At 59.8% G+C, this 21,654-nt stretch carries 20 protein-coding genes; 2 read left to right on the top strand and 18 right to left on the bottom strand.

The genetic code is table 11. The annotated features are described in order from the left end of the window. Positions 1–17: 17 nt before the first annotated feature. Positions 18–980, bottom strand: a complete 963-nt coding sequence (locus FYJ74_RS00100; RefSeq protein ID WP_154527609.1) for an NAD-dependent epimerase/dehydratase family protein — start codon at positions 978–980, stop codon at positions 18–20. A 201-nt stretch (positions 981–1,181) separates the two neighbouring features. Between FYJ74_RS00100 and FYJ74_RS00095 the strand changes: the two genes are divergently transcribed. Further along, entirely contained in the window at positions 1,182–1,859 is a 678-nt protein-coding gene (locus FYJ74_RS00095) for a GntR family transcriptional regulator (RefSeq protein WP_154527608.1), read from the top strand. Positions 1,860–1,908: 49 nt separating this feature from the next. On the opposite strand, the gene FYJ74_RS00090 is transcribed toward FYJ74_RS00095, so the two are convergent. From FYJ74_RS00090 to xseB, 6 genes are all read right to left on the bottom strand, one after another. Then, positions 1,909–3,618 carry an AAA family ATPase gene (locus FYJ74_RS00090; protein ID WP_195838747.1) on the bottom strand — a complete coding sequence of 570 codons (1,710 nt, stop codon included), beginning with the start codon at positions 3,616–3,618 and terminating at the stop codon, positions 1,909–1,911. Further along, positions 3,611–4,486, bottom strand: a complete 876-nt coding sequence (locus FYJ74_RS00085; protein WP_154527606.1) for an NAD(+)/NADH kinase — start codon at positions 4,484–4,486, stop codon at positions 3,611–3,613. The genes FYJ74_RS00090 and FYJ74_RS00085 overlap by 8 nt, the downstream gene beginning before the upstream one ends. 175 nt (positions 4,487–4,661) lie before the next feature. After that, entirely contained in the window at positions 4,662–5,474 is an 813-nt protein-coding gene (locus tag FYJ74_RS00080; protein WP_154527605.1) for a TlyA family RNA methyltransferase, read from the bottom strand. Beyond that, the gene (gene dxs, locus FYJ74_RS00075; protein WP_154527604.1) at positions 5,455–7,293 is read right to left on the bottom strand and encodes a 1-deoxy-D-xylulose-5-phosphate synthase; all 1,839 of its coding nucleotides are present in this window, start codon (positions 7,291–7,293) and stop codon (positions 5,455–5,457) included. The genes FYJ74_RS00080 and dxs overlap by 20 nt, the downstream gene beginning before the upstream one ends. 1 nt (position 7,294) lies before the next feature. Further along, on the bottom strand, positions 7,295–8,188 hold the full coding sequence (locus FYJ74_RS00070) for a polyprenyl synthetase family protein (RefSeq protein WP_154527603.1): 894 nt from the start codon (positions 8,186–8,188) through the stop codon (positions 7,295–7,297). Further along, entirely contained in the window at positions 8,178–8,402 is a 225-nt protein-coding gene (gene xseB / locus FYJ74_RS00065) for an exodeoxyribonuclease VII small subunit (RefSeq protein WP_154527913.1), read from the bottom strand. Before xseB ends, FYJ74_RS00070 begins: the two co-directional genes overlap by 11 nt. Before the next feature lie 152 nt (positions 8,403–8,554). Between xseB and rpmB the strand changes: the two genes are divergently transcribed. Further along, a complete protein-coding gene (rpmB, locus tag FYJ74_RS00060; protein ID WP_040550057.1) occupies positions 8,555–8,749 on the top strand; it encodes a 50S ribosomal protein L28 in 195 nt (64 codons plus the stop codon). A 172-nt stretch (positions 8,750–8,921) separates the two neighbouring features. On the opposite strand, the gene FYJ74_RS00055 is transcribed toward rpmB, so the two are convergent. The 11 genes from FYJ74_RS00055 to nadE form a co-directional block, all read right to left on the bottom strand. Further along, positions 8,922–11,486, bottom strand: a complete 2,565-nt coding sequence (locus FYJ74_RS00055) for a DNA translocase FtsK (protein WP_154527602.1) — start codon at positions 11,484–11,486, stop codon at positions 8,922–8,924. Between the two features lie 62 nt (positions 11,487–11,548). Beyond that, entirely contained in the window at positions 11,549–12,904 is a 1,356-nt protein-coding gene (locus FYJ74_RS00050) for a TldD/PmbA family protein (RefSeq protein WP_154527601.1), read from the bottom strand. Further along, positions 12,904–14,037: a GTPase gene (locus FYJ74_RS00045; RefSeq protein ID WP_154527600.1), complete on the bottom strand. Its 1,134-nt coding sequence runs from the start codon at positions 14,035–14,037 to the stop codon at positions 12,904–12,906. Before FYJ74_RS00045 ends, FYJ74_RS00050 begins: the two co-directional genes overlap by 1 nt. A 31-nt stretch (positions 14,038–14,068) precedes the next feature. Then, entirely contained in the window at positions 14,069–15,061 is a 993-nt protein-coding gene (gene mltG / locus FYJ74_RS00040) for an endolytic transglycosylase MltG (RefSeq protein ID WP_154527599.1), read from the bottom strand. 14 nt (positions 15,062–15,075) lie between these two features. Further along, positions 15,076–16,125 (bottom strand): tRNA preQ1(34) S-adenosylmethionine ribosyltransferase-isomerase QueA, encoded by a 1,050-nt coding sequence (gene queA, locus FYJ74_RS00035; RefSeq protein WP_154527598.1) that lies wholly within the window; start codon positions 16,123–16,125, stop codon positions 15,076–15,078. Between the two features lie 44 nt (positions 16,126–16,169). Further along, positions 16,170–17,639, bottom strand: a complete 1,470-nt coding sequence (locus FYJ74_RS00030) for a SpoIID/LytB domain-containing protein (RefSeq protein WP_154527597.1) — start codon at positions 17,637–17,639, stop codon at positions 16,170–16,172. Next, positions 17,575–18,618 (bottom strand): Holliday junction branch migration DNA helicase RuvB, encoded by a 1,044-nt coding sequence (gene ruvB / locus FYJ74_RS00025; protein ID WP_154527596.1) that lies wholly within the window; start codon positions 18,616–18,618, stop codon positions 17,575–17,577. The genes FYJ74_RS00030 and ruvB overlap by 65 nt, the downstream gene beginning before the upstream one ends. A gap of 12 nt (positions 18,619–18,630) precedes the next feature. Further along, positions 18,631–19,242, bottom strand: a complete 612-nt coding sequence (ruvA, locus tag FYJ74_RS00020; protein WP_154527595.1) for a Holliday junction branch migration protein RuvA — start codon at positions 19,240–19,242, stop codon at positions 18,631–18,633. A 6-nt stretch (positions 19,243–19,248) separates the two neighbouring features. Then, positions 19,249–19,767, bottom strand: a complete 519-nt coding sequence (locus FYJ74_RS00015; RefSeq protein ID WP_154527594.1) for a crossover junction endodeoxyribonuclease RuvC — start codon at positions 19,765–19,767, stop codon at positions 19,249–19,251. Continuing rightward, positions 19,751–20,506: a YebC/PmpR family DNA-binding transcriptional regulator gene (locus FYJ74_RS00010; protein WP_154527593.1), complete on the bottom strand. Its 756-nt coding sequence runs from the start codon at positions 20,504–20,506 to the stop codon at positions 19,751–19,753. Before FYJ74_RS00010 ends, FYJ74_RS00015 begins: the two co-directional genes overlap by 17 nt. Before the next feature lie 61 nt (positions 20,507–20,567). After that, positions 20,568–21,302: an NAD(+) synthase gene (gene nadE, locus FYJ74_RS00005; protein WP_320633408.1), complete on the bottom strand. Its 735-nt coding sequence runs from the start codon at positions 21,300–21,302 to the stop codon at positions 20,568–20,570. Positions 21,303–21,654: the final 352 nt, after the last annotated feature.

The raw sequence follows: 21,654 nt of genomic DNA, 5'->3' as shown, positions 1-21,654 counted from the left end.
CTGCCTTACGAGATTTTTCAAAACTTCGCCTGACCGCCGAGCTTGGCGCGCAGGTTCTTGAGCATGTCCGCCGTCATGCTCTCCAGGTCGTATTTGGGGTTCCAGTCCCATTCCGCCCGGGCGGCCGAATCGTCGAGAGAGTTCGGCCAGCTGTCGGCAATGGCCTGGCGGACGGGATCGACGGCGTAATCCAGCGCGAACGAAGGAATGTGAGCGCGGATCGCCGCGGCGACCTGTTCCGGCTCGAAACTCATGCTGGTGATGTTGAAGCAGCAGCGGTGGATCAGGCGCGACGGATCGGCTTCCATCAGCTGGATCATACCGTCGATCGCGTCGGGGATGTACATCATGTCCATGTAGGTGCCCCTGGCGATGTAGCTGGTGTACCTGCCCTGCTGCACGGCCTGATAGTAGATGTCGACGGCGTAGTCGGTGGTGCCGCCGCCGGGCAGGGTTTTGTAGGAGATCAGGCCGGGGAAACGCACGCCGCGCGTATCGACGCCCCATTTTTTATGGTAATATTCTGCCAGGAGTTCGCTGGCTACCTTCGTCACGCCATAGATCGTATTGGGGCGCTGCAGCGTGTCCTGCGGCGTTTTGTCGTGAGGCGTACCGGGGCCGAAGGCGGCGATGGAACTGGGGAAAAAGACGGCGCTGTGATAGATCCGCCCGCATTCGAGGGCGTTGCAGGTCCCGTTGATGTTGATGTCCCAGGCAAGCTGCGGATTCTTCTCGGCCGTCGCGGAAAGCAGGCCGGCCAGATGATAGATCGTGTCCGGCTTGAACTTTTCGACCTGTTCCGCGTACTTTTTGCCGTCGCGGGCGTCGAGGATCACAAAAGGCCCCTCGGGAAGCGCATGGGCCGTATCTTCGCGGATATCGGTCGCGAGAACGTTTTCCGCGCCGTAATCATGTCTCAGCTTGGTGACGAGCTCTGTGCCGATCTGGCCGAGACAGCCAGAAACCATGATCTTTTTCATCAAAACGCCTCCAGTTGACTTCTTATTTTTCTTAAGTATATGGAGGCGAAGTTTGTTTGTCAAATGAGTATAATCCGAAATGAGATTCTATATATAATAAAATAACATAAAAATAGGGCGTGGATTTTTACACCCCGAGAGAGTAGAATAATATAGTATCCAAGCAGAGATTTTGCTTTCGGGAAGGGAGAAATCTGAAGCATGACATTGGAAGAGCTGATGCCTCGTATCAGCGGTGATAAGGCCGCCTCGTACTACATCGCCAACGTGCTGCGCGAGGCCATTTATCGGGGGATCCTTCAGGAAAACGAGCAGTTGCTGCAGAATCAGCTGGCGGCGCGGATGGGAGTCAGCCCGATCCCGCTGCGGGAAGCTTTGAAGCAGCTCGAGATCGAAGGGCTGGTCGAATTCCGCGGGCGCCGCGGCGCGATCGTTTCCGGGCTGAGTCTTGAAGACGCCCGCGAAATTTACGACATGATCACCTGGCTCGAGGTCGGCATCATGAAAGTCTCCTTCGACCTGATCTCGAACGCGCTGATTCAGGAAGAAGAGGTTCTGCTGGACAAGATGGAAAAAGAGGAAGATCCCGTCAAATGGCGCGACATGAACGTGCTCTTCCATTCCTCGCTGTACGAGCCGGCCGATCGTCCGATGACGCTCGACACGATCGCCAAGCTGCGCCGTCAGGTCGACCGCTACATCCGCAACCACCTCAAATCCATGCGCAAGGAATCGGAGGAACAGCACCGCGAGATTCTCGCCGGCGTGAAGGCGCACGACCTCGAACGCACGCTCAGGGCGCTGGAAAGCCACCTTGTCAACACGTCCAAAGACCTTCAGGCTTATATGCGCCACGTCCAGAACCACATTCACGAATAATTTGCCGCCTCAAAAAAAGCAGTCCCTTTCGATCGTCCATGCCCGGCGATCAGAAGGGGCTGCTTTTTCCGTCAAAAAAACGGTCCGGGTCAAAAACGATTTCCCCGTCGGCGCCGTCCGCTCCAAGCAGCTTGCGCGCATGCGAAAGCGCCTCTTCTTCCTGGTCGTTTCCGGAGAGCATCCGCGCGATCTCCCGCACCCGCTCTTCTCCCTCGACGCGCGTCACGGTGGAGAGCGTGCCCCGGCGCGCCACGCGGTAATGCCGGTTTGCCAGCGCCGCGATGCTGGCTTCGTGGGTGATCAGGATGACCTGAACGCGGTCGGCCAGCTCGCGCAGTTTCAATCCCGTCAGGTAAGCGGCGCGTCCGCCCAGACCGGCTTCGACCTCGTCGAAAACGACCGTGGGCGGCATCAGTTCGTCGGGAAGCGAGATCTGGATGGCCAGAAGGATGCGGCTCAGCTCGCCGCCGGAAGCCGCTTTCGCTACCGGAATTTCCTGACTGCCGCGCTGCAGGACGAAGTCCACCTTCTCGGCGCCGTTTGCTTTCAGTTTATTCGTTTCGGTGATGCGGATGCGGAACTGCGCGTTCTCCATCGCCACGTCGACAAGGTTCTCGCTGACTCGCGTCTGAAGCGCCAGCGCCGCCGCGGTGCGCTGTTCCAGCAGCGTACGCGCCTCCTTCGCGACGGCTTTCTTGGCGGCCGCGATTTTTTCGTTCAGGTCGGACTGGATTTTCCCCGCTCCGGCCAGCCAGCGCAATGCCTCTTCGCCTTTATGCCAGTACTCCAGCAATTCCTCGACGGTGTTCGCCTTGGCAAGGCGCTTGCTCTTGCGAATCTGACCGAGGGAAGTTTCAAGAACTTCCAATTCCGCTTCGAGATTCTCGATCGTTTCCGAAGAGGCCAGCGCGCCGATTTTTTCCGCAAGGCCTTCGAGAATGGCGAGCGCCTTGTGCGACGTCTCGTCGAGCGCTTCGCGGCTTTCGCAGGGCACGAGCCCGGAAAGGCCGTCGAGGACACCCGAAAGCTCGGAGATCAGCCCGCCGCTCTCCTGGTTTTGCAGCATGCGGAAGCGGCCGCGCAGCTCGCGCAGGCGTTTGAGTTCGCGCTCCGCTTCGGCGAAATCCTCGTACAGCCGTTCTTCGCTGTCAGGCTGCAGACCGGCGCGTTCCAAAAAAGGCGCGATCTCGGCCAGCGCCCCGTAAGCCGACGCGATTTCCTGCTCGCGCTGTTTGTTGCGGCGCAGCTCTCTTTCGCAGTCCAACACTTCGTAGAATTCCTTTTCCAGCCGTGCTTTTGTCGCCTTCAGTTCTTCGCCGCCGCAGGCGTCGAGGATTTTGAGCTGGCGGTCGGGATCGAGCAGCTCGAGCTGGGCAAACTGGCTCTGGATCGTGAGCAGCCGCGGGGCTATTTCCAAGACAGTGTTCAGCGGCACCGTCTGCCCCTGGACGGAACACTTGCCGCGCCCGGAACGCGACAGTTCGCGCCGCAGCGCCAGCGAACACTCCTGAGGCTGCAGCTCCTCGCCGACGCCTTCCAAGCGGTCGGGCTGATAAAAGAACGCTTCCGCGACGGCTGTTTCATCTCCGACGCGGATCGTGCCGCCGGAACTGCGCTTTCCGCAGACCAGTTCGAGGCCGCGCACCAGGCTGCTTTTTCCGGCGCCGCTCTCCCCCGTCACCGCCGTCAGGCCGCTGCCGAAGCGCAGCGAAACGTGACCGATGCCGCCCACGGAAATGAGTTTCAGTTCTTCAAGCACGGCGGGCGCTCCTTTCGGAAACTGGATTCCAACCCCACAGGAGCTTTTCATGAAGCAGATCGTAATAGTCGAATTGAGGCAGCGAGACGGTGTTGACGCCGTGATCCTTGGAGAGCCGCACATCGAGACGGTCACGGCTGGAAAGAGGATAAACGTCGGCGCCGTCCACCGTCAGAAACAGCTCGGAATTCTCCGTCGGGCGCAGCGTCAGACAGTCGTCCGGCCCCAGCAGCGTGGGACGCGCATACAGCGTGTGAGCGCAAATAGGAACCAGAAGCATGCAGTCCAGCGACGGCGGCACGATCGGCCCTCCGGCCGAAAGGGCGTAAGCGGTGGAGCCCGTGGGCGTGGAGACGATCACGCCGTCGGCGCGGTATTCGCATATGGGCTTGCCCTGCACCTGCACGTCGAGAGACACCAGGCGCGCCTGGATCCCTTTGCTGAGCACGAGATCGTTGAGAGCGAAAAGGCGCCGTTCTTTCTCCTCCGTCGCCAATACGCCTTCGAGACAACGCCGCCGCTCGATTTTAAAATCGCCCTTCTCGATCTGTTCGATCTGTTCGCACACGCGCCGCGGATCGCCGACCGCCAGGAACCCCAAGTGCCCGACGGAAACGCCGAAGAGGTTGATGCCGCTGTGCTGCACCAAATGGGCGGCCTGCAGAAAAGTGCCGTCGCCGCCGATCACCAGCGCCGTTTCGACCTCCGCCAGCCAACGGTCGAGAGGAATCCCGTTCTGACGAAGCGCCGGCGCCTCTTCGGCGAAGAGCAGAAAAGGATTGTTCCTTTTTCTTCCCCACGCGCACAGCTCTCCAGCCAGCTGAATCGCTTCCGGTTTCGCTAAATTGACAATCAGGCCGAATTTCATCGACTTTCCTCCATCGGAAATACACCAGGGATTCCGTTTCACAAAAAGAATTCAATGCGATTATAGCAGATTTCATCACGTCTACAATTCCGTTGTATCAATTTCCGCAGACCGACAAAAAAAGGCGTCGGAGGAAACGGGACACAGTTTCCTCCGACGCCTTCGAATTTTTCGCTCATTCGGCAAGGGCTTCGTGGCTCACGCGCACCAGCTCGCAAAAATCCACTGACGCCGACGTCATATTTTTTCTTAAACGGAACAGGAATTCGATGTTGCCTTTTGGGCCCCTGATTCCCGACCACGTCGCCTCTTCCAGCCCCCATGGAGTTTCTCGGCCGACAAAATCAGCGAGGTCTTTCAGCACGGCACGGTGAACTTCAGGCGAGCGCACTACGCCGCCCTCGCCGAGGTCTTCGCGGCGGGCTTCGAACTGCGGCTTCACCAGCACCACGGCTTCGGCGTCCGCGGCCGTCGCGGCCGCCAGCGGATTCAGCAGCAGGCGCAGCGATATGAACGAGGCGTCGCTGCAGGCGAAATCCGGCCGCGGCGCAAACATCTCCGCCGTCAAAAAGCGGGCGTTCTGCCGCTCCATCACCACAACCCGCGGATCGGTGCGCAGGCTCCAGTCCAGCAGCCCATAGCCCACGTCGACGGCGTAGACTTTCGCCGCGCCATGTTTGAGCATCACCTGAGTGAAACCGCCGGTCGAAGCGCCGACGTCGAGACAAACGCGATTTTCCAGTTTCAGATGGAAACGCTCGACCGCCGTCAGCAGTTTATGGGCGCCGCGGCTGACCCAGCCGCCGGAACCGCTTTTCAGGCGCACGACGGCGGCGTCCTTCACCGGCTGCCCGGCGCTGGACGCCGGCTGCCCGTCGATCAGAACCTCGCCGGCCATGATCAGCGCGCCGGCCGCCCGAACGGAATCAGCCATTCCCTCTTCGACCAGACGCAGGTCGAGCCGCTTTTTAACGCATCTGGCGCTCATAGATCTCCACGATCCTTTCAGGCGTCAGGCCAAGGCGCTTGCGCTGCTGCGCCGGCGTGCCGGAGGCCACGAAGACCGACGGCAGCGCCACCGCCCGTACGCGGCACTCCATTCCTCTTTGCTCGCAAGTCAGCGCCAGGCGCTCGCCCAGACCGCCGCGCTCATACGCTTCTTCGACCGTGACGAGAAGTTTTTTTCCGTCCAGCCGCGCCAACGCCTCTTCCGGCAGCGGAGAAACGCGGCTGAGATAAAGCAGATCGGGCGCTTCGCCGCCGCGTTCGTCGATTAGTTCCGCCGCCTGGCGCGCAATTTGGCACGCCGAGCCGGCCGCAGCGACGCACCACGAGCTTTTTCGATTCACGAAGGCGAAATCGGCCGTCTCGAAAACGTCGGCCGGCGTCAGCCGTTCCACGGCGGTGCCGCGCGGATAGCGGATCAGCGACGGGCCTTCGCAACGCGCCGCGCTCTCGAAGGCGTTTTTCAGCGAGCGGCCGTCGTAAGGCGCCCAGACGTTCAGATTGGGGATGGCGCTGGCCCAGTTCATGTCGAACAGTCCCTGATGCGTCTCGCCGTCCTCGCCCACCAGTCCGGCGCGGTCCACGGCCAGGATCACCGGAAGCCTCTGCAGACAGATGTCGTGCACCAGCTGGTCCATCGCGCGCTGCAAAAACGTCGAATAGATGCAGGCGATCGGCCTGAGGCCGCCGGCGGCCTGCCCCGCGGCGAACGTCAGCATGTGCTCCTCGGCGATGCCCACGTCGAAAAAACGCCGCGGGAAAACGGCGCGGCAGCGATTCAGCGCGCACCCTTCCGTCATGGCCGGGGTCAGGACCGTGACGCGAGGATCTTTTTCCGCCAGATCTTCGATGCACGCGGCCGCCGCTCTGCTCCAACTCGCCGAACTCGCGGGAACTTTCTCCGCGGCGGCGACGCCGTGATAGGCGACGGGATTTTCTTCGGCCGGCGCATAGCCTTTGCCTTTTTCCGTGAGCACGTGGATCAGCAGGGGACCGTCGTAATTTTTCGCCAAGGCGAAGACGCGCTCGAGTTCCTGTTCGTCGTGTCCGTCAAACGGGCCCCAGTACGTCAGCCCCATGTCGCTGAAAAGGTTGCCGCGGCTCAGTGTTTTTTTGACGGCGTTCTTCATCCGCTCCAGACGCCGATAAACCCGGTCGGTGCGGAACGCTTTTCGGCAAAAGCTTTTCACCACGTTTTTCGTGCCCTTGTACAGCGCGGAAGTGGAAAGTTTCGCCAGATGCAGCGCCATGCCGCCCACGCGCGGGCTGATCGACATGGCGTTGTCGTTGAGGACGAAGATCACGGGATTGTCGAGAGAACCGGCGTGATTCAGCGCTTCGAAAGCTTCGCCGTTGATCAGCGCCCCGTCGCCGATGACGGCGACGACGTGATGCTTTTCGCCGCGCAGATCGCGCGCGACCGCGTATCCCAAAGCCGCCGAGAGCGAGGTGCTGCTGTGTCCGACGCCAAAGTGGTCGTACGGGCTTTCGCTCATTTTCGGAAAACCGCTGACGCCGCCCTCCGTCCGCAACGTCTCGAAACGGGCGTTGCGGCCTGTCAAAATCTTCCACGCATAGGCCTGGTGCCCCACGTCGAACACAACGCGATCGTACCGCGGATCGAAGACCCGCAGCAGCGCCACGATCAGTTCCACCGCTCCCAAAGAGGAAGCCAGATGTCCGCCGTTTTTCAGCGTGACGTCGACGATGCGCGAACGCACTTCGTCGACCAGTCCGGGAAGCTCTTTCTCGGAGAGCTTTTTTACGTCTCCCGGCGCTTTGATCTCGTCCAGCAGCGCCATGTCAATTCGACCTGTGCTCCAGATAGGCGGCCAGCGCCCGCAGGAACTCGCCTTTTTCCCCGAACGGCTCCAGCTGTTTTTCGGCGTTCAGCGTTTTCTCATGAAGCAGCGCGCGGGCGCCGTCGAGACCATAGGCGCGCACGAACGTGCGTTTGTCCTGCGCTTCGTCTTTGCCGAGCGTCTTTCCCATCGCAGACTGCGAACCGGTACAGTCGAGAAGGTCGTCGGCGATTTGGAACGCCAGTCCCACTTTCTCGCCGTATTTCATGAGCCGCCGCAGCGCTTCGCCGTCCGCCCCCGCCAAGATGGCTCCCGCGCACAGCGAAGCGCGGATCAGCACCATCGTCTTCATCGAAGCGACGTCCACGACAAAATCCCGTTCGTCGGTCTGGCTGGCGCGATCCGTGTCGAGCACCTGGCCGCCGCAGATTCCTTCCGGGCCGAGCGCCTGCGCGAAAAGAGCGAGGGCGCGGACGCAGCGCTGCGGTTCGGCGCCGTTTTTCAGCAGACCGGCGAGCGCGGTCTCGAACGCGTCAAGAAACAGCGCGTCGCCGGCCAGCAGCGCCAGGGATTCGCCGTAAACGACATGGTTCGTCGGCTTGCCGCGCCGCAGACTGTCGTTGTCCATGCAGGGCAGGTCATCGTGAATCAAGGACGCGGTGTGCACCATTTCGAACGCCGTCGCCATCGGCAAAACGCTCTCGGCTTTTTCTCCCATGATCTCCGCTCCGGCCATGCACAAAACCGGGCGCAGGCGCTTGCCGCCCGCCAGCAAAGAATAATTCATGGCCTCGCGCAGCCGCGCTGGAATGCGACGACGCTCCTCTTCGCAAAAAGTCCGCAGCGATCTTTCAAAAAAAGCCGAGCGGCAGCTCAGTTCTTCTTTAAAGTCCATCTTTATCTTCTTCCTGCCGGCCAAAGTCGCTCAACGTTCCGTCGGCCTCCAGCTTCTTGACCTTCCCCTCCGCTTCGGCAAGGAACTGACGGCATTCGGCCACAAGCTTCTGCCCTTCTTCATAGAGCGTCAGCGTCTGTTCAAGCGGCATGGCCGTATGCTCCATGCTTTTCAAGATTTCCTCAAGACGTCCGATTTTTGCTGAATAGTCCATCTTCACGACTCCAATCAAAGCTCCCCGCAGAGAGAAAGAATGTTCTCCTTAAAGAAAATATTCAGATCTCTGAAACCATTTGCCTTAATGGCCGTACCTGTGTTAGAATTCACTGGTTGTTACTGAACACTACACAAAGGAGGCTGCTTTAAATGTCCCAGGTATGTGACTGCTGTGGTCGCGGTCCTGCGACGGGAAATCAGCTGAGCCACTCTCATCGCAGAACTCGCAGACGCTGGCTGCTCAACCTTTTCTCCGTCCGCGTGGATCTCGGCGGCGGCGAAGCGAAGAGAATGCGCATCTGCTCCCGTTGCCTTCGTTCCGGAAAAGTCAAGAGAGCGCTCTAATCAAAACGGACAAGCCGCTGCTCTTTGTGCTGCCAATGATTTCGGCCGGAACTTTTCCGGTAGAACGACACGCCGAGAGGCCCGAAAGGGCCTCTTTTTTATACCCGACTCCTGCCATGACGGTGAAAAAGTCTGCGCCCGATGGGAAGCAAACTTTTTCGCCGTCATTTTTCTATTCGCCGCGGAGCTGCTCGAGAATCTCCAAGGCCTCCGCTTCGTCCACCAGAATTTCCCGGGGCTTGCCGCCATGCTGCGGCCCGACGATGCCCATGGACTCCATCGTATCGACCATGCGGGCGGCGCGGGTAAAACCGACGCGCATCTGGCGCTGCAGCCCGCTCGACGAAGCCACGCCGGTGCTGAGCACGATCTTGATGGCTTCCTCAAGACGGTTGTCTTCAAGAAAGTCGGAAGAATTCCCGCCCTTTTCGTCACTGGGCTCTTCCAGATCGACGTATTCGGGATCGCCGAAAGTGTTGCGCAGATATTCGACCACCCTGATGTTCGTCTGCTCGTCCAGGAACGGCGACTGGATCCGCAGCGGATGCGGCGTTTTGGTGCTGACGAAGAGCATGTCGCCCTTGCCCAGCAGATTTTGCGCGCCGGATTTGTCCAGAATGGTTTTCGAGTCGATCGCCGACGGCAGCGCGAAAGACACTCGCGCCGGGATGTTCGCCTTGATGGTTCCGGTCAGCACGTTGACGGAAGGGCGCTGCGTCGCCAGCATCAGATGAATCCCGGAGGCGCGCGCCTTCTGCGCCAGGCTCATGATGCAGTCTTCCACTTCTTTCTGAGCCGTCATCATCAGATCGGCCAGCTCGTCGACGATGATCACGATATGAGGCAGACGGTCCTTGGGAAGGACCTTACTGTTGTACGAAAAGATATCCTTGACTTTTGCCTGATAGCAGACGTCGTAGCGCCGTTCCATCTCGCGCACGGCCCAGGCCAGAGCATGAACGGCCCCTGTCGCCGAGACGATGGGTTTGGCGAGAATATGCGGCAGCGACTCGTAGATGCCCATCTCCACCCGCTTCGGATCGACCATGATGAAGCGCAGATCTGCGGGCGTGTTGCGATAGCACAGAGAGACGATGCAGTTATTGACGAAAATGCTCTTGCCCGAGCCCGTCGTTCCGGCGATCAACAGATGAGGCAGGTCTTCCAGGCCGGAGATGAGGATGCGGCCGTCCACCGTCTGCCCCAGCGGCAGCGGCAGCTTGAGTTTCGTTTTCTGGAAAACCTCGCTTTCCAGAATCTGGCGCAGCGGCACGGAGCGGCGGTTGACGTTCGGCAGTTCGATGCCGATATACGAAGTGCCGACGATCGGCGCTTCCACTCGGATCGAAGAGACGCCCAGCGCCACGGCGATGTCGTTGCCGAGAGTCATCACCTTGCTGACCTTGATGCCCGGAGCCAGCTGGATCTGATACTGCACGACCGTCGGACCGATGATCGTGCGCTTCAGTTCCGCGGCAACGCCGAAATCGGCAAGCGACAAGATCACTTTCTGTCCGTTTTCCTGCGCCTGCTGATCGTCGATGACCTCTTTGATGTCCCGATGCGGTCCGAGCAGATCGAGCGGCGGCGGGAAACTTCCCGCGGGGATCGGGCGCCCCGCGCAGAACTGAACGTTCTCCGTCCCGGCAAGCTCTCCTGACGGTTCCACTTCCACAGAAGGCTTTTTGCTGATCGGCACAGAACCGGCCGCGGCAGAGACTCTTTCCGCTTCGCCAACGCTTCCGGATTCTCCTAAAGTGCCCGCGGCCAACGCTCTTTCGCCATCCGTTTCGGGAAGTTCATCTTCCCGCGTTCCCGCCGCTTCACGCCCATAGCGGTCGGACTGAGGCGCGTCGGCAAAATAACCGCCGTAATTTTCGCTTTCGGCGTTTTCTTCCTGTTCGTCGGCATATTGCTCGGCGTACTCGTCGAGAATCTCGCCGTCTTCATGTTCCTTCCTGCCGTGACCGAACAGCGCCTTCACGGCAGCGCCCAGCGAGGCCCAAAAGCCAGTTTTCCCGACGCTGTCGTTTTGAAGCGCTTTTTCCGCTTCGGAAGCGGCGACCTCGACAGCCTCGGCTTCTTCGCCAAGCAACGCCTCTTCGGGAACACTTCTTTCCGGTCGCGCCGCTTCGGCCTCACCTTGCGCTGCCGGCGCGGCTTCTCCCTCGGCCTGCACGGAAGCGGAGTCCACGGAAGCGGAGTCCTGAGAGGCTTTTTCGCGCCGCCAGCGCGGCATGTGAACAAACGACAAACGCTCGCGGAGCCAGGCAATGCGAGCAGCGTTGAGATGTCCATAATTGAACGCCGCCAGTCCGACAAGACACAGCCCCGTCAGCATTGTCCCGATCACGCCGATAAAACGGGGCAGCACCAGAGAAGAGACGTTCCCCAGGATACCGGGACTGAGAAGTCCGATATTTTCGCCGGCTCCGATGCGCCGAAGCATCCCCAGGAACAGACTGACGGCGCCGTAAAGACAAAACGTTCCCATCCACTGGCCGAAAACGGAATGAACCTGACGGTACAGCAAAGAACAAAAAAGGCCGTAGAAAAAATGCAACAGCAGCAGCACAAGACCGCCGCCCGCCAGTCGCAGCAGGCAGCTCGCCATATCTTTGCCCAGCACGCCGGCGCCTTTGGTGAACAACGAGGCCGTGACATACAGCAGGATTGCCGCCAGAAAAATCTGGCAGAGACGGAACAGGGCGCCGAATTCAAAACCGCGCTTTGCCATCCTGCCACGTGCAGACCGAGTTTTTGTGGCGCGCCGACGCGATTTAAAGCGATTTTTCGAACTCATCTATCAGCGGCCGTCCCTCCGACGATAAGCCCATCGATCAGCAGCGATGGCTGTCCGTCTGTGACAGGGAGGCTTTGTCCCTCCTTTTCGCACATTCCCGGCTCCATGTGGAGCCTTTTGCCGACGGCGCGGATTCCCATCAGTGCGTCGATACCGCGGCCGATCAGCGAAGCGCCCTTGACCGGGCGCGTTATTTTTCCATCTTCAATCAGATAGCCCTGCGTGACGTCGAAAACGAATTCCCCCGTCGTCGTGTTGACTTCGCCGCCGCCCATGCGGCAGACGAAGATCCCCCGGGAAACGCTCTGGATCATCTCGCCCTGCTCGCTGCTTCCTTCGGCCACAAAGGTGTTGCTCATGCGCGGCATCGGCAGGCTGGCATAGGACGAACGCCGCCCGCTGCCGGTCAGGGGCAGGCCATACAGGCGCGCACATCGTTTGTCCGTCAGATAGTTTTTCAGAATTCCTCGCTCTATAAGAACCGTCCGTCGAGACGGCGTCCCTTCGTCGTCGCAGGCAAAAGAACCGTAAAGTCCGGGAAGTGACGCGTCGTCAACGACCGTCACGTCCTCCGCCGCGACCTGTCTGCCGATTTTTCCCGCAAAGGACGACTGTTCCTCGAACACGAGATCGGCCTCCATCCCATGTCCGCAGGCCTCATGGACAATGGTGCCGCCGGCTTCCTCGGATAAAAGCACCGGCATGGCGCCCGTCGGACACTCCACCGCTTCGAGGTTGACCAAAGCCTCCTGAAGAGCCCTGCGAGCCACGTTTTTCGCGGAAAGCTTCCGAAAGAACTCACGGGCGTCTCCGGACATGGAAAAGGCGTCATAGCCGCTTTCCAGACGTCCATTGCGTTCCACGATCACCTCGGCGGCAAAGGAACAACGCTCCGCTTCCCCGGCATGGCTTCCTTCCGGCGAAACGACGACGTACCGGCGCGCGTTTGCGGAGCAGGACAGCGTGATCTGCCTGATCCAACCGCACTCTGCCCGCAGGCAGCGGTCAGTTTCACCGAAAAAATCCACGTTCTCCGGAAAGAACGCCCGCACGCGGTCGATCGGAAAATTCATTGCGGGAACTTTTCCGCCTTCGACCGAAGCGATGCGGGCCGCTTCTGCAAGAGCCCGCGCCGCGCCGCCGCGTTCGACGCCGGAAACCACGGCAAAAGCCGAACTCCTGCCTCTCAGCAAACGGGCAGAACAGCCAGCGGACGAAGAGCTGGAAACCTCTTCGACTTTTCCGTCACTGTAGGACAAACTGCGCGACGCGGAGCGCTGAAAATACAGATCGCCCCCATCGATGCCGGGCAGAGCGCTCAAAAACTGCGTGCAGTCCTCCAAAGCGGCCATTAATTTTTTTTCTTCCCCTGCTGGCGCCGCGCCGGCGAGGGAATGAGCCAGGGACGCCGGACTCCCTTCACGAACGCAGGGGCGCGCAGCTTCGCCGTACAGGCGCCGCTGTACAGCGCAACCCAGCCGATGCCGGGAACGACGAGGTCTTCTTCGGGATGGATCTGAAACTGCTCTTCACGCCAGCTCTGCGTCTGCAGTTTCGCCGCGCACTTGCGGCACGGCGGCACCAGCAATTCGCCGGCATGCTCTTTCATCAGGCCGTCGATGCGTTCTTCGCGGGTGCGATGAATCGTGACGCTGTCAGGAGCGAAAATCCCCAAGCGGACCCAGCCGCGCTCGCCTGCATCCGCGACGATAAGCTGGGCCAAGCCGCCCCAAAAGACGGTTTGACCGGTTTTCAGCACCTCGATGCTGCTTTGAAAAACTTTTTTCGGCGAAAGAGCGGCGAGGCAATCGGGACAGAGCACGGGAACGAAGGGATCCTCTCCCTTCAAACCGGGAGCGTCCACCAAAATCGGCCCGTTCGCCATCCGGTACTCCGTCAGTCCCACGGTCGTGCCGGGCAGCCGAGATACCGTCGGCATTTCATTCTTCAAAAGCGCGCCGAGAAGCGTGCTCTTGCCGACATTGGCGGCGCCGGCAAAAAGGAGCCGGTCGCCGGCGTCGAACGTCTCCTCGATGTGCCGCCGCAGTTCGGCCATATCGCCGCGGTTCTGCGCCGAGACCAGAAGAATCTGTTCCTGTCGGACGCCAGTGCGTTCCGACAGCCACTGCAGCACCTCTTTGCGGGTCGTCCACGGTTCGAGCAGGTCGATTTTGTTGGCGATGACAAAGACAGGCTTTTTCATGCTCTCCGCCCAGTCGAGATCGGGCAGGGAAATCTCCGGGCGACTCACGTCAAGGACAAGAAACAGGGCGGCGGCGCCCAGCGCATGAGCTCTGATATCCTTTTGAATCCCGGGGTCAGCGAGCAGCGCCTTGCGATAAACGCCGTAATGCTTCATTTGAAAGCAGCGTTTGCAAAGCACGCCGTCGTCGGGATTCTTGCCCGGCACAAGATAGCCGGGAAGATTCTCGTCAAAACCCTGAAAAACGGCTCCGCAGCCGGGACAGCGTCTTTTTTCTTCCATCGGAAGCGTCTCCTTCTTCTGTTACCACGAATTATTTGCTTTTGCGATAGAGCAGCACGTTCTTCTGGTGCTCGGCTTCCGTTTTGGCGAAACGATGGCTTCCGTCGCCGCGGGCCACGTAATAGAGAAAATCGTTCTCCTCGGGTGCCAACGCGCCTTCCCAGGCTTGGGCCGAGGGAACGCAGACAGGAAGCGGCGGAAGGCCCGCGCTCTTATAGGTATTGTACGGCGAATCCACTTCGAGATGCTTGAACAGTACGCGCTTCAGCATTTCGCCTTTCTGCAGATACCACGCGTAGACGACGCTCGCATCGATCTGCAGCAGCATGTTTTGAGCCAGCCGGTTTTCGATGACTCCGGCGATCACAGGGTATTCGCTGTCGATCTGCGCTTCGCGCTGCAGCAGAGAGGCGATCACCGCCGTTCGCAACGCGTTGTCCTTATCGGTCAGAAGCGCGCCGAAACGGGCATACCACGCCGCCGACGCCTGCTTGACAAGCTCCGATAGAGATGCTTCCGTCAGAGAATAGGTCTCGGGCAGAAGGAACGCCGCGCGCCCTTCGGCCGCGTCGGGCAAAATGCGGCGCATGGCCGCGGGGAAGTTGCCGAGGTCATTCAGCGCCGCTTTTTGCGCTTCGTCGCTCCCCAGCGAAAAGGGCTTTTGCGGCAGCGCGCCGGGAACGATCATCGCACTGAAGTACGAAGGTTCGGCATTCTTCAACTGTTCGGCGACATACCAGGAAGGGCCGGAAGAGATGTGATATCCCCCGGCGCGAAGCGAACGATCGACGCCCTTTTTGCCGAGCCAATACAGCAGATTGCGACGGTCGGCAACGAGATTCTCTTCGGCGATCTTTTGCGCAAAGTGACGCAGAGATTCTCCTTCTTTCAGGAAGAGCTGAACCGTCTTTTCGTTCTTATGGAACGGCATGACGAAGACGTCTCTCCACTGCGAAGGCTTCCAGTGATACGCGGCGACGGCGCCGACAAAAACGAGCGCAAGGACTGCAAGAATTTTTTTCATTGCGCTGCACGCCTTTATACGATCATCATCGCGTCGCCGAACGAAAAGAAGCGATATCGTTCCTTCACCGCTTCGGCGTATGCTTTCATGGTCAGGTCATACCCCGCAAAGGCCGCAACCAGCATCATCAGCGTGCTTTTGGGAAGATGGAAATTCGTGATCAGCGCATCCACGACCTTGTATTCAAACCCAGGATAGATGAAGAGGTCCGTTTCCAGCATGCCCGGATGAAGCCCCGCGGAGGTGGCGGCCATGCCTTCGAGAGTTCTCACCACGGTCGTGCCGAGGGCGACGACGCGCCCCCCGTTCTTCTTGGCCATGACGATCTTGTCATAGGCATCCTGAGAAACGAGGCAGCGTTCGGCATGCATATGATGCCTTCGAATGTCCTCCGTTTTGACGGGGCGAAACGTTCCCAGCCCGACTTCGAGCGTAATGTCGGCAATCGTCACGCCGCAGTCGGCGACTTTCCGGAGCAGATCTCGAGTAAAATGGAGGCCGGCCGTCGGCGCCGCCGCAGAACGAGGATCCTTCGCATAAACGGTCTGATAATCCTCGGGGCGCGACGAGCGCTCATGAATATAAGGAGGCAACGGCATCGAGCCGTTTGCCTCAGCCAAGGCGCGCACATCGCAGTCAGCGGGGAAAATGACGCGGCGCACGCCGTCTTCGCTTTTGACGGCGCCGATCGTGACCACGACGTCGCCGTCAAGGCGTACCCGCGCTCCCTCGGGCAACTTGCGGCCAGGGCGAACCAAGGCCTCCCAGCATTTTTCGCCGTCGTCTTCCGGACGCAGCAGAAGTACCTCCACGTGGGCGCTGCCGTTGACCTTCACGCCTTCGACGCGCGCGGCCATAACGCGCGTGTCGTTGCGCACAAGGACATCGCCGGGGCGAAGCCACTGAAGAATATCATGGAAACGCTGATGAAACAGTTCTCCGTCCGCACGGCGTACGGCCAGAAGACGGCAGCGGTCGCGGGGTTGCGCCGGTTTCTGCGCGATCAGCTCGGGCGGGAGTTCATAATCATAGGTATTGATGTCAAAAAAGTTACATTGCGTCATTAACAAAAGGTCACTCCTGTAAAGGGTTGCCGTACGTTATCTCTTCATCTCTTTTGGATTACCGTGCCGGGATAATAAAACTCAAGTATTCTCTCCGCCGACCAGCCCCGATCCGCCATGGCTTTAGCCCCCCACTGCGAGAGGCCGACGCCGTGCCCCCAGCCACGCCCATATAGTGTGACGCTGCCGCCGGTAAGGTTGGCGAAAACTCCCGTCCGGCTCGGATTCGGAATGCGCTTCGCCGGTTCCGCCGGCTGTTCGAGCGGTTCCCGTTCCCGCTCCGTTTCCGGCGCCTCAACGCCCAAAGCTTTATACAGGTAATTTCGGCGCCGTTCGGGATAGAGGATCATGTCCAGTCGCTCGTCGACATTGAATTTCTTTTGCTCGATCAGCGCCTTGAGCTGCGCGTCTTCAGCCGCCGTCAGAGGCGTCGTGTCAAAGGCGATTTTTCTCGCGGCATGAGGCGCTTCGCGGCGCTGAGCGGGATCGGGCACGTCGGTCATACGCGGGCCTTCGGAGGAAAACTCAAAGAACGTGCTGCGCACCTTTTTAGCGCCGATCAGGGTGCGAAAGGCCGCGCTGCTGAGCACGGAGCTTCCCGCAGAGCCCGTAAATCTCAGCGTTGCCGCGCGCCCGGCAGCGTCCCGCCGCTCGATGGCGATCTGCGACAACGTCCCCACGCTTCTGCCTTTTTTGGCGAGAGCGTTCTGGATCTCGCCCGCCGACAGAGAGGCCTCCCAGCGAGCCTTGGGGGATTCGGAGGGGAAGGGCTCTTTGCGAACGATCAGATAGGGGACGCTTTTGCCCCACACGTCGCTGACATCAGCGGTGGCGCCGCCGCTGTCGGAACAGAAAAAGGTGTGCGCCAAACCGCCCTTGTACGTCAAGACCTGGCCGCGGGTCTGCGCGATCGCGCGGTCCGTCGAAGCGTGGAGCACGTTCGTGCCGCGATAGACCTGACAATGATCGGTCGTGCAAACGTCATAACCGCTGGCTTCGTGACGTCCCATCTGCGCCAGCGCGTAGGTCCTGGAGATCACCGCCTGCGCCTTGAGAACTTCCATGCCCCATTGCGGATTGATCTCGTAGCCGAGAACGCCGCGAAGATATTTTTCAACGTCAAGCCGGTTGATCACCGTGATCTGACTGCCGCGGGCCCGCAGCACCAGCTCGCCTTCATAGCTGACCTTGCCGCAGCGGATCTGATGCGGCGAGCTCACGATCACAGGCGAAACATAGCTTTTTCCCTGAATGACGACGTTCGAGCCGCGCGCGTGAGCGCTGAAACTCGCCGGCAGCGAAAAACGGCGGCCGCCGCCGTCCTTGCCGCTCAAGCCGCGTCCGGAAATCGGCGCGGAAGGCGCGGTCACGAGACCTACGCGAATCCAGCGCGCCTGAGCTTCAGCCGCAAGGCACAGCGAGAAAAAAAACACGGCGAGAAAAATCTTTTTACAGCAGTTCCAGCTGATCCGGTGCCGCCTGAGGCGGCGTCTTGCCAAGATAACGGTACGCATTTTCCGTTGCTTTCCTCCCTCGAGGGGTGCGTTCGATCATGCCCTTTTGAATCAAATAGGGCTCGTAAATGTCTTCGATCGTTTGAGGTTCCTCGTTCAGCGCTGCGGCAAGGGTCGAAAGCCCCACGGGACCGCCGTCGAAAAGGCTGACGATGGCGTCGAGTATTTTGCGGTCGCCGTCGTCCAGGCCAAGGCTGTCAAGCCCGAGCGTATCCATCGCCCGTTCCGCCAAAGCTGCCTCAACGGTCGGTACGCCGGCCACCTCGGCAAAGTCGCGGACGCGGCGCAACAGCCTCAGGGCGATCCGCGGCGTCCCGCGCGAACGGCCGGCGATCGCGCGGCAGGCGTCGGGCTCCACCTTCATGTTCATCACGCCCGCGCCGCGGTCGAGAATCACGCACAGCTCCTCCGGCGTATAAAGCCGCAGCTGCTCGACGATGCCAAACCGGGCGCGCAGCGGCGCGCTGAGCAGTCCCAGACGGGTCGTGGCCCCCACCAGCGTGAAATGCGGCAGGTTCAGGCAGATGCTGCGCGCCAGCGGCCCCTTGCCGACGATAATGTGCAGCGTGAAGTCCTCCATGGCGGAGTACAGCACTTCTTCGATCGTCGCGGACATGCGGTGGATCTCGTCGATGAAAAGCACGTCGTGATCCTGAAGGTTCGAGAGGATCGCGGCGAGATCGCCGGGCTTCTCCAGCGCCGGCCCCGTCGTCACCCGCAGCTCGCTGTCCATTTCATGGGCGATGATGCCGGCCAGGGTCGTCTTCCCCAAGCCGGGAGGCCCGTAAAAGAGAAGATGATCCAGCGCTTCTTCGCGCTTTTTTGCGGCCTGGATATAGACTTCCAGCTTGGATTTTATCTCCGACTGGCCGTTGAAATCGGATAACTGCAGGGGGCGAAGGCCCCTCTCGTCTTCCCGCTCTTTGAGCTCATCAAGCGGCGGCAGATCAAAGCCGCGACGAATGTTTTCTTTGTCCAAAGCGCATCAACCTCACTTACGGGGCTGAAGGATGCGAAGGCAGCTCATAATGGCCTCGCTTTCGCCAAGAGACTCTCCCTGTTCAGCCACAACCGACTTGTAGGCGCGCACAGCCGAGGCTCGGTCGAATCCCAGGGATTCAAGAGCGTCGAGCACGCCGGCGGCCGCCTGCTGATCGCCGGCAGGCGCACCGTGCAGCTCGCCCGTCAGCTGGATAAAGCCTTTTTTATGAATGCGGTCGGAAAGTTCGAAACAGATGCGTTCGGCCGTTTTTTTGCCGATTCCCGGCACCGAAGTAAGCAGTCTGATGTCGTTCTGCTCCACGGCCGCGACGATCTCCGCAGGGGAAAGATACTGAAGGATGGAAATGGCCGCCTTGCCGCCCACGCCCTTGGTCAGAATCATCAGCTTGAACGTCCGGCGCTCGGTATCGTCGGCGAAACCGTAAAGGGCGATGCCGGCGTCGCCGATCTGCAGCAGTGTGTAAAGAAATACCTGCGCTCCGAGTTCGCACCGCTCCGCTGCCCGACGCGTCAAAAGGACCTCCACGCCCAACCCGTTGCACTCGACGACAACCGTAAACTCGGACTTCTCTACAACCGTTCCTCTGATGCTGGCAAGCATGGCTGGCTATCTCCTTCCATAGGCATACTGTGGACTGCGGACGATCGCCAGGCCGGCCAGCGCGATTCCGAGCGCATCGGCCGTGTCGTCGGGACGGGGAATTCCCGGCAGATTCAGAAGCTGCTGAATCATGAGCTGTACCTGACGTTTTTCCGCCGTGCCATCGCCGCAGACCGTCAGCTTCACTTCCGACGGTTTGGGTTCGACAACCGGCAGATGATATTGCGCTCCCAGCAGCAGTACGGCTCCCCGAACCTGCCACACCGCTTCGGCAGTCGTACGGTTCTGTCCGAAATAGAGCCTCTCGACGGACATAAAATGAGGGGAGCAGTTTTCAATCTGCTCCCTCACTCCGTCATACAACGCTTTGATTCTCACTGACGTATCCTGATGGGGAGGCGTCTCAAGACACCCATAGGTCAACGCCCGGTAGGAGCTTCCCGATTGGCACACAAAGCCGTATCCGAGGCGACCGATGCCCGGGTCGATCCCCAGGCAGACAAGTCCCTTAGTCGTCGTTGGCAATGGCTTCGTTCACCTCGTCGGTAAATTCGAAGTTGGCGTAGACGTTTTGAACGTCATCGTGGCTGTCGAGCAGATCGAAGAGCTTGAGCATCTTGCGGGCCTTCTCCGCGTCGCTGATCGTCACGGTCGTCTTGGGGACGAAAATATTTTCGGTGTCGGTTACCTTATAGCCTTTCTTTTCAAGCGCTTCACGAATGTCCATCATGGCTGAAGGATCGGTCGTCACCGTGGCGCCTTCCTCGTTGACGGCCACGTCATCCGCGCCGGCGTCGATAGCGTCTTCCATCAGCTGATCCTCGTCGACCGCGCCTTCGATGGTGATGCTGCCCTTGCGCTCGAAGTTCCAGGCCACGCTGCCGGCCGTTCCCATGGAACCGCCGTTGCGTTCGAGAATGGCGCGGATCTCGGGCGTGGTGCGGTTGCGGTTGTCCGTCAGCGACTCGCAGATGATGGCCACGCCGTCGATGCCGTAGCCCTCGTACGTCAGCTCTTCGTAGGACACGCCTTCGAGCTCGCCGGTGCCGCGTTTGATGGCCCTGGTGATCGTGTCGTTGGGAACGCTGGCCGCCCGCGCGCGGTCGAGCGCCGCCTTGAGGCGCACATTCATGCCGGGATCGCCTCCGCCTTCCTTGGCCGCGATGATGATCATCTTGATCAGCTTCTGACGCTCGTTTCCTTTTTTGGAATCCTGCGCAGCCTTACGGTGCTTGATATTTGCCCACTTCGAATGCCCTGACATACAAAATCACCTCATAAAAAGTTTAGGGAGTCCCACTCTGTAAAAACATGCTTGAAATCGCTCAAACTGCGCCGATAACGCAGATTGGCGGCATTTTTCTTTTGTGCTCCGAAATACGTCTGCGCCGCTCGATTTCCCTGCGGCTCTTCTCATCGACCGGCTGTCCGGAAACATAGGCGTCGAGAACTTCGTAGGACAGCCCCATTTCCTGTTCGTCGGTCTGCCCTTCCCAGAGTCCTGCCGACGGCGGCTTTTCGACCACCGGAGGCGGCACGCCCACTTCGCGCGCGATCGCGCGCACCTCGGCCTTGGTCAGATCGGCCAGAGGCATAAAGTCGCTGCCGCCGTCTCCGTATTTGGTAAAGTAGCCCACGGTCAGCTCGTCCTTGTTGCCCGTACCGCACACCAGGTACCCAAGCGTCTGCGCAATGGAATATGCCGTGATCATGCGCAGACGTGGCTTGATATTGGCGGCCGCCAGCGTGGAAGGTTCCATGACCGGATCGATCGTGCGCCGGTAGACGTCAAAAGTCTCCGACAGATCGACCGTCAGCATTTTCACTCCCAGCGCCTCGGCGGTCAGGCGCGCGTGCTCTCCGTCAAGAGGAATGCTGTGGCACGGCATATACACCGTTATCACGCGCTCCGTCCCGAGCGCTCCTTTGAGCAGCGCCGCCGCCACGGCCGAGTCGATGCCGCCGCTCAGTCCGACTACGGCGCCGCCGGCTCCGGAAGCGGAAATAATCTGGCTCATCCATTTTTCGATGGCGTCGATCAATTTTCTGGCGTCTCTCACAGAAGCCCCTCCTCTTCCCTCGTGCGACATGACGTTTTATTTTACCACACTCGCTGTATTTAGGGCAGAAAAAAGCCGTCACGAAATAATATGTACCACGCTTACTGGACATACAGTGGCCTGTACCCCGTTTAAAGGCCAGAGAATAAAAAGACCTCCTGTTGTAGAATGAACTCAACAACAGGAGGTCTTGCTATGGCAAGGAATTACACACAAGCAGAACATTTATCAGCCGAAATTTTTCGTCGCAAAAGTTCCGGAGAGACGAACAGGCAAATAGCAGAATCCTATCACCTTTCGCTGCAGCAGCTGAAAGGGCTGATCAAACGTCAGAACCGAAAGGGCCGGCTGA

The organism is Pyramidobacter porci, from assembly GCF_009695745.1.
Taxonomy (GTDB): Bacteria; Synergistota; Synergistia; order Synergistales; family Dethiosulfovibrionaceae; genus Pyramidobacter; species Pyramidobacter porci.
Note: the sequence above shows the minus strand (reverse complement) of the source record. Positions and strands in the feature narration are given on the sequence as shown.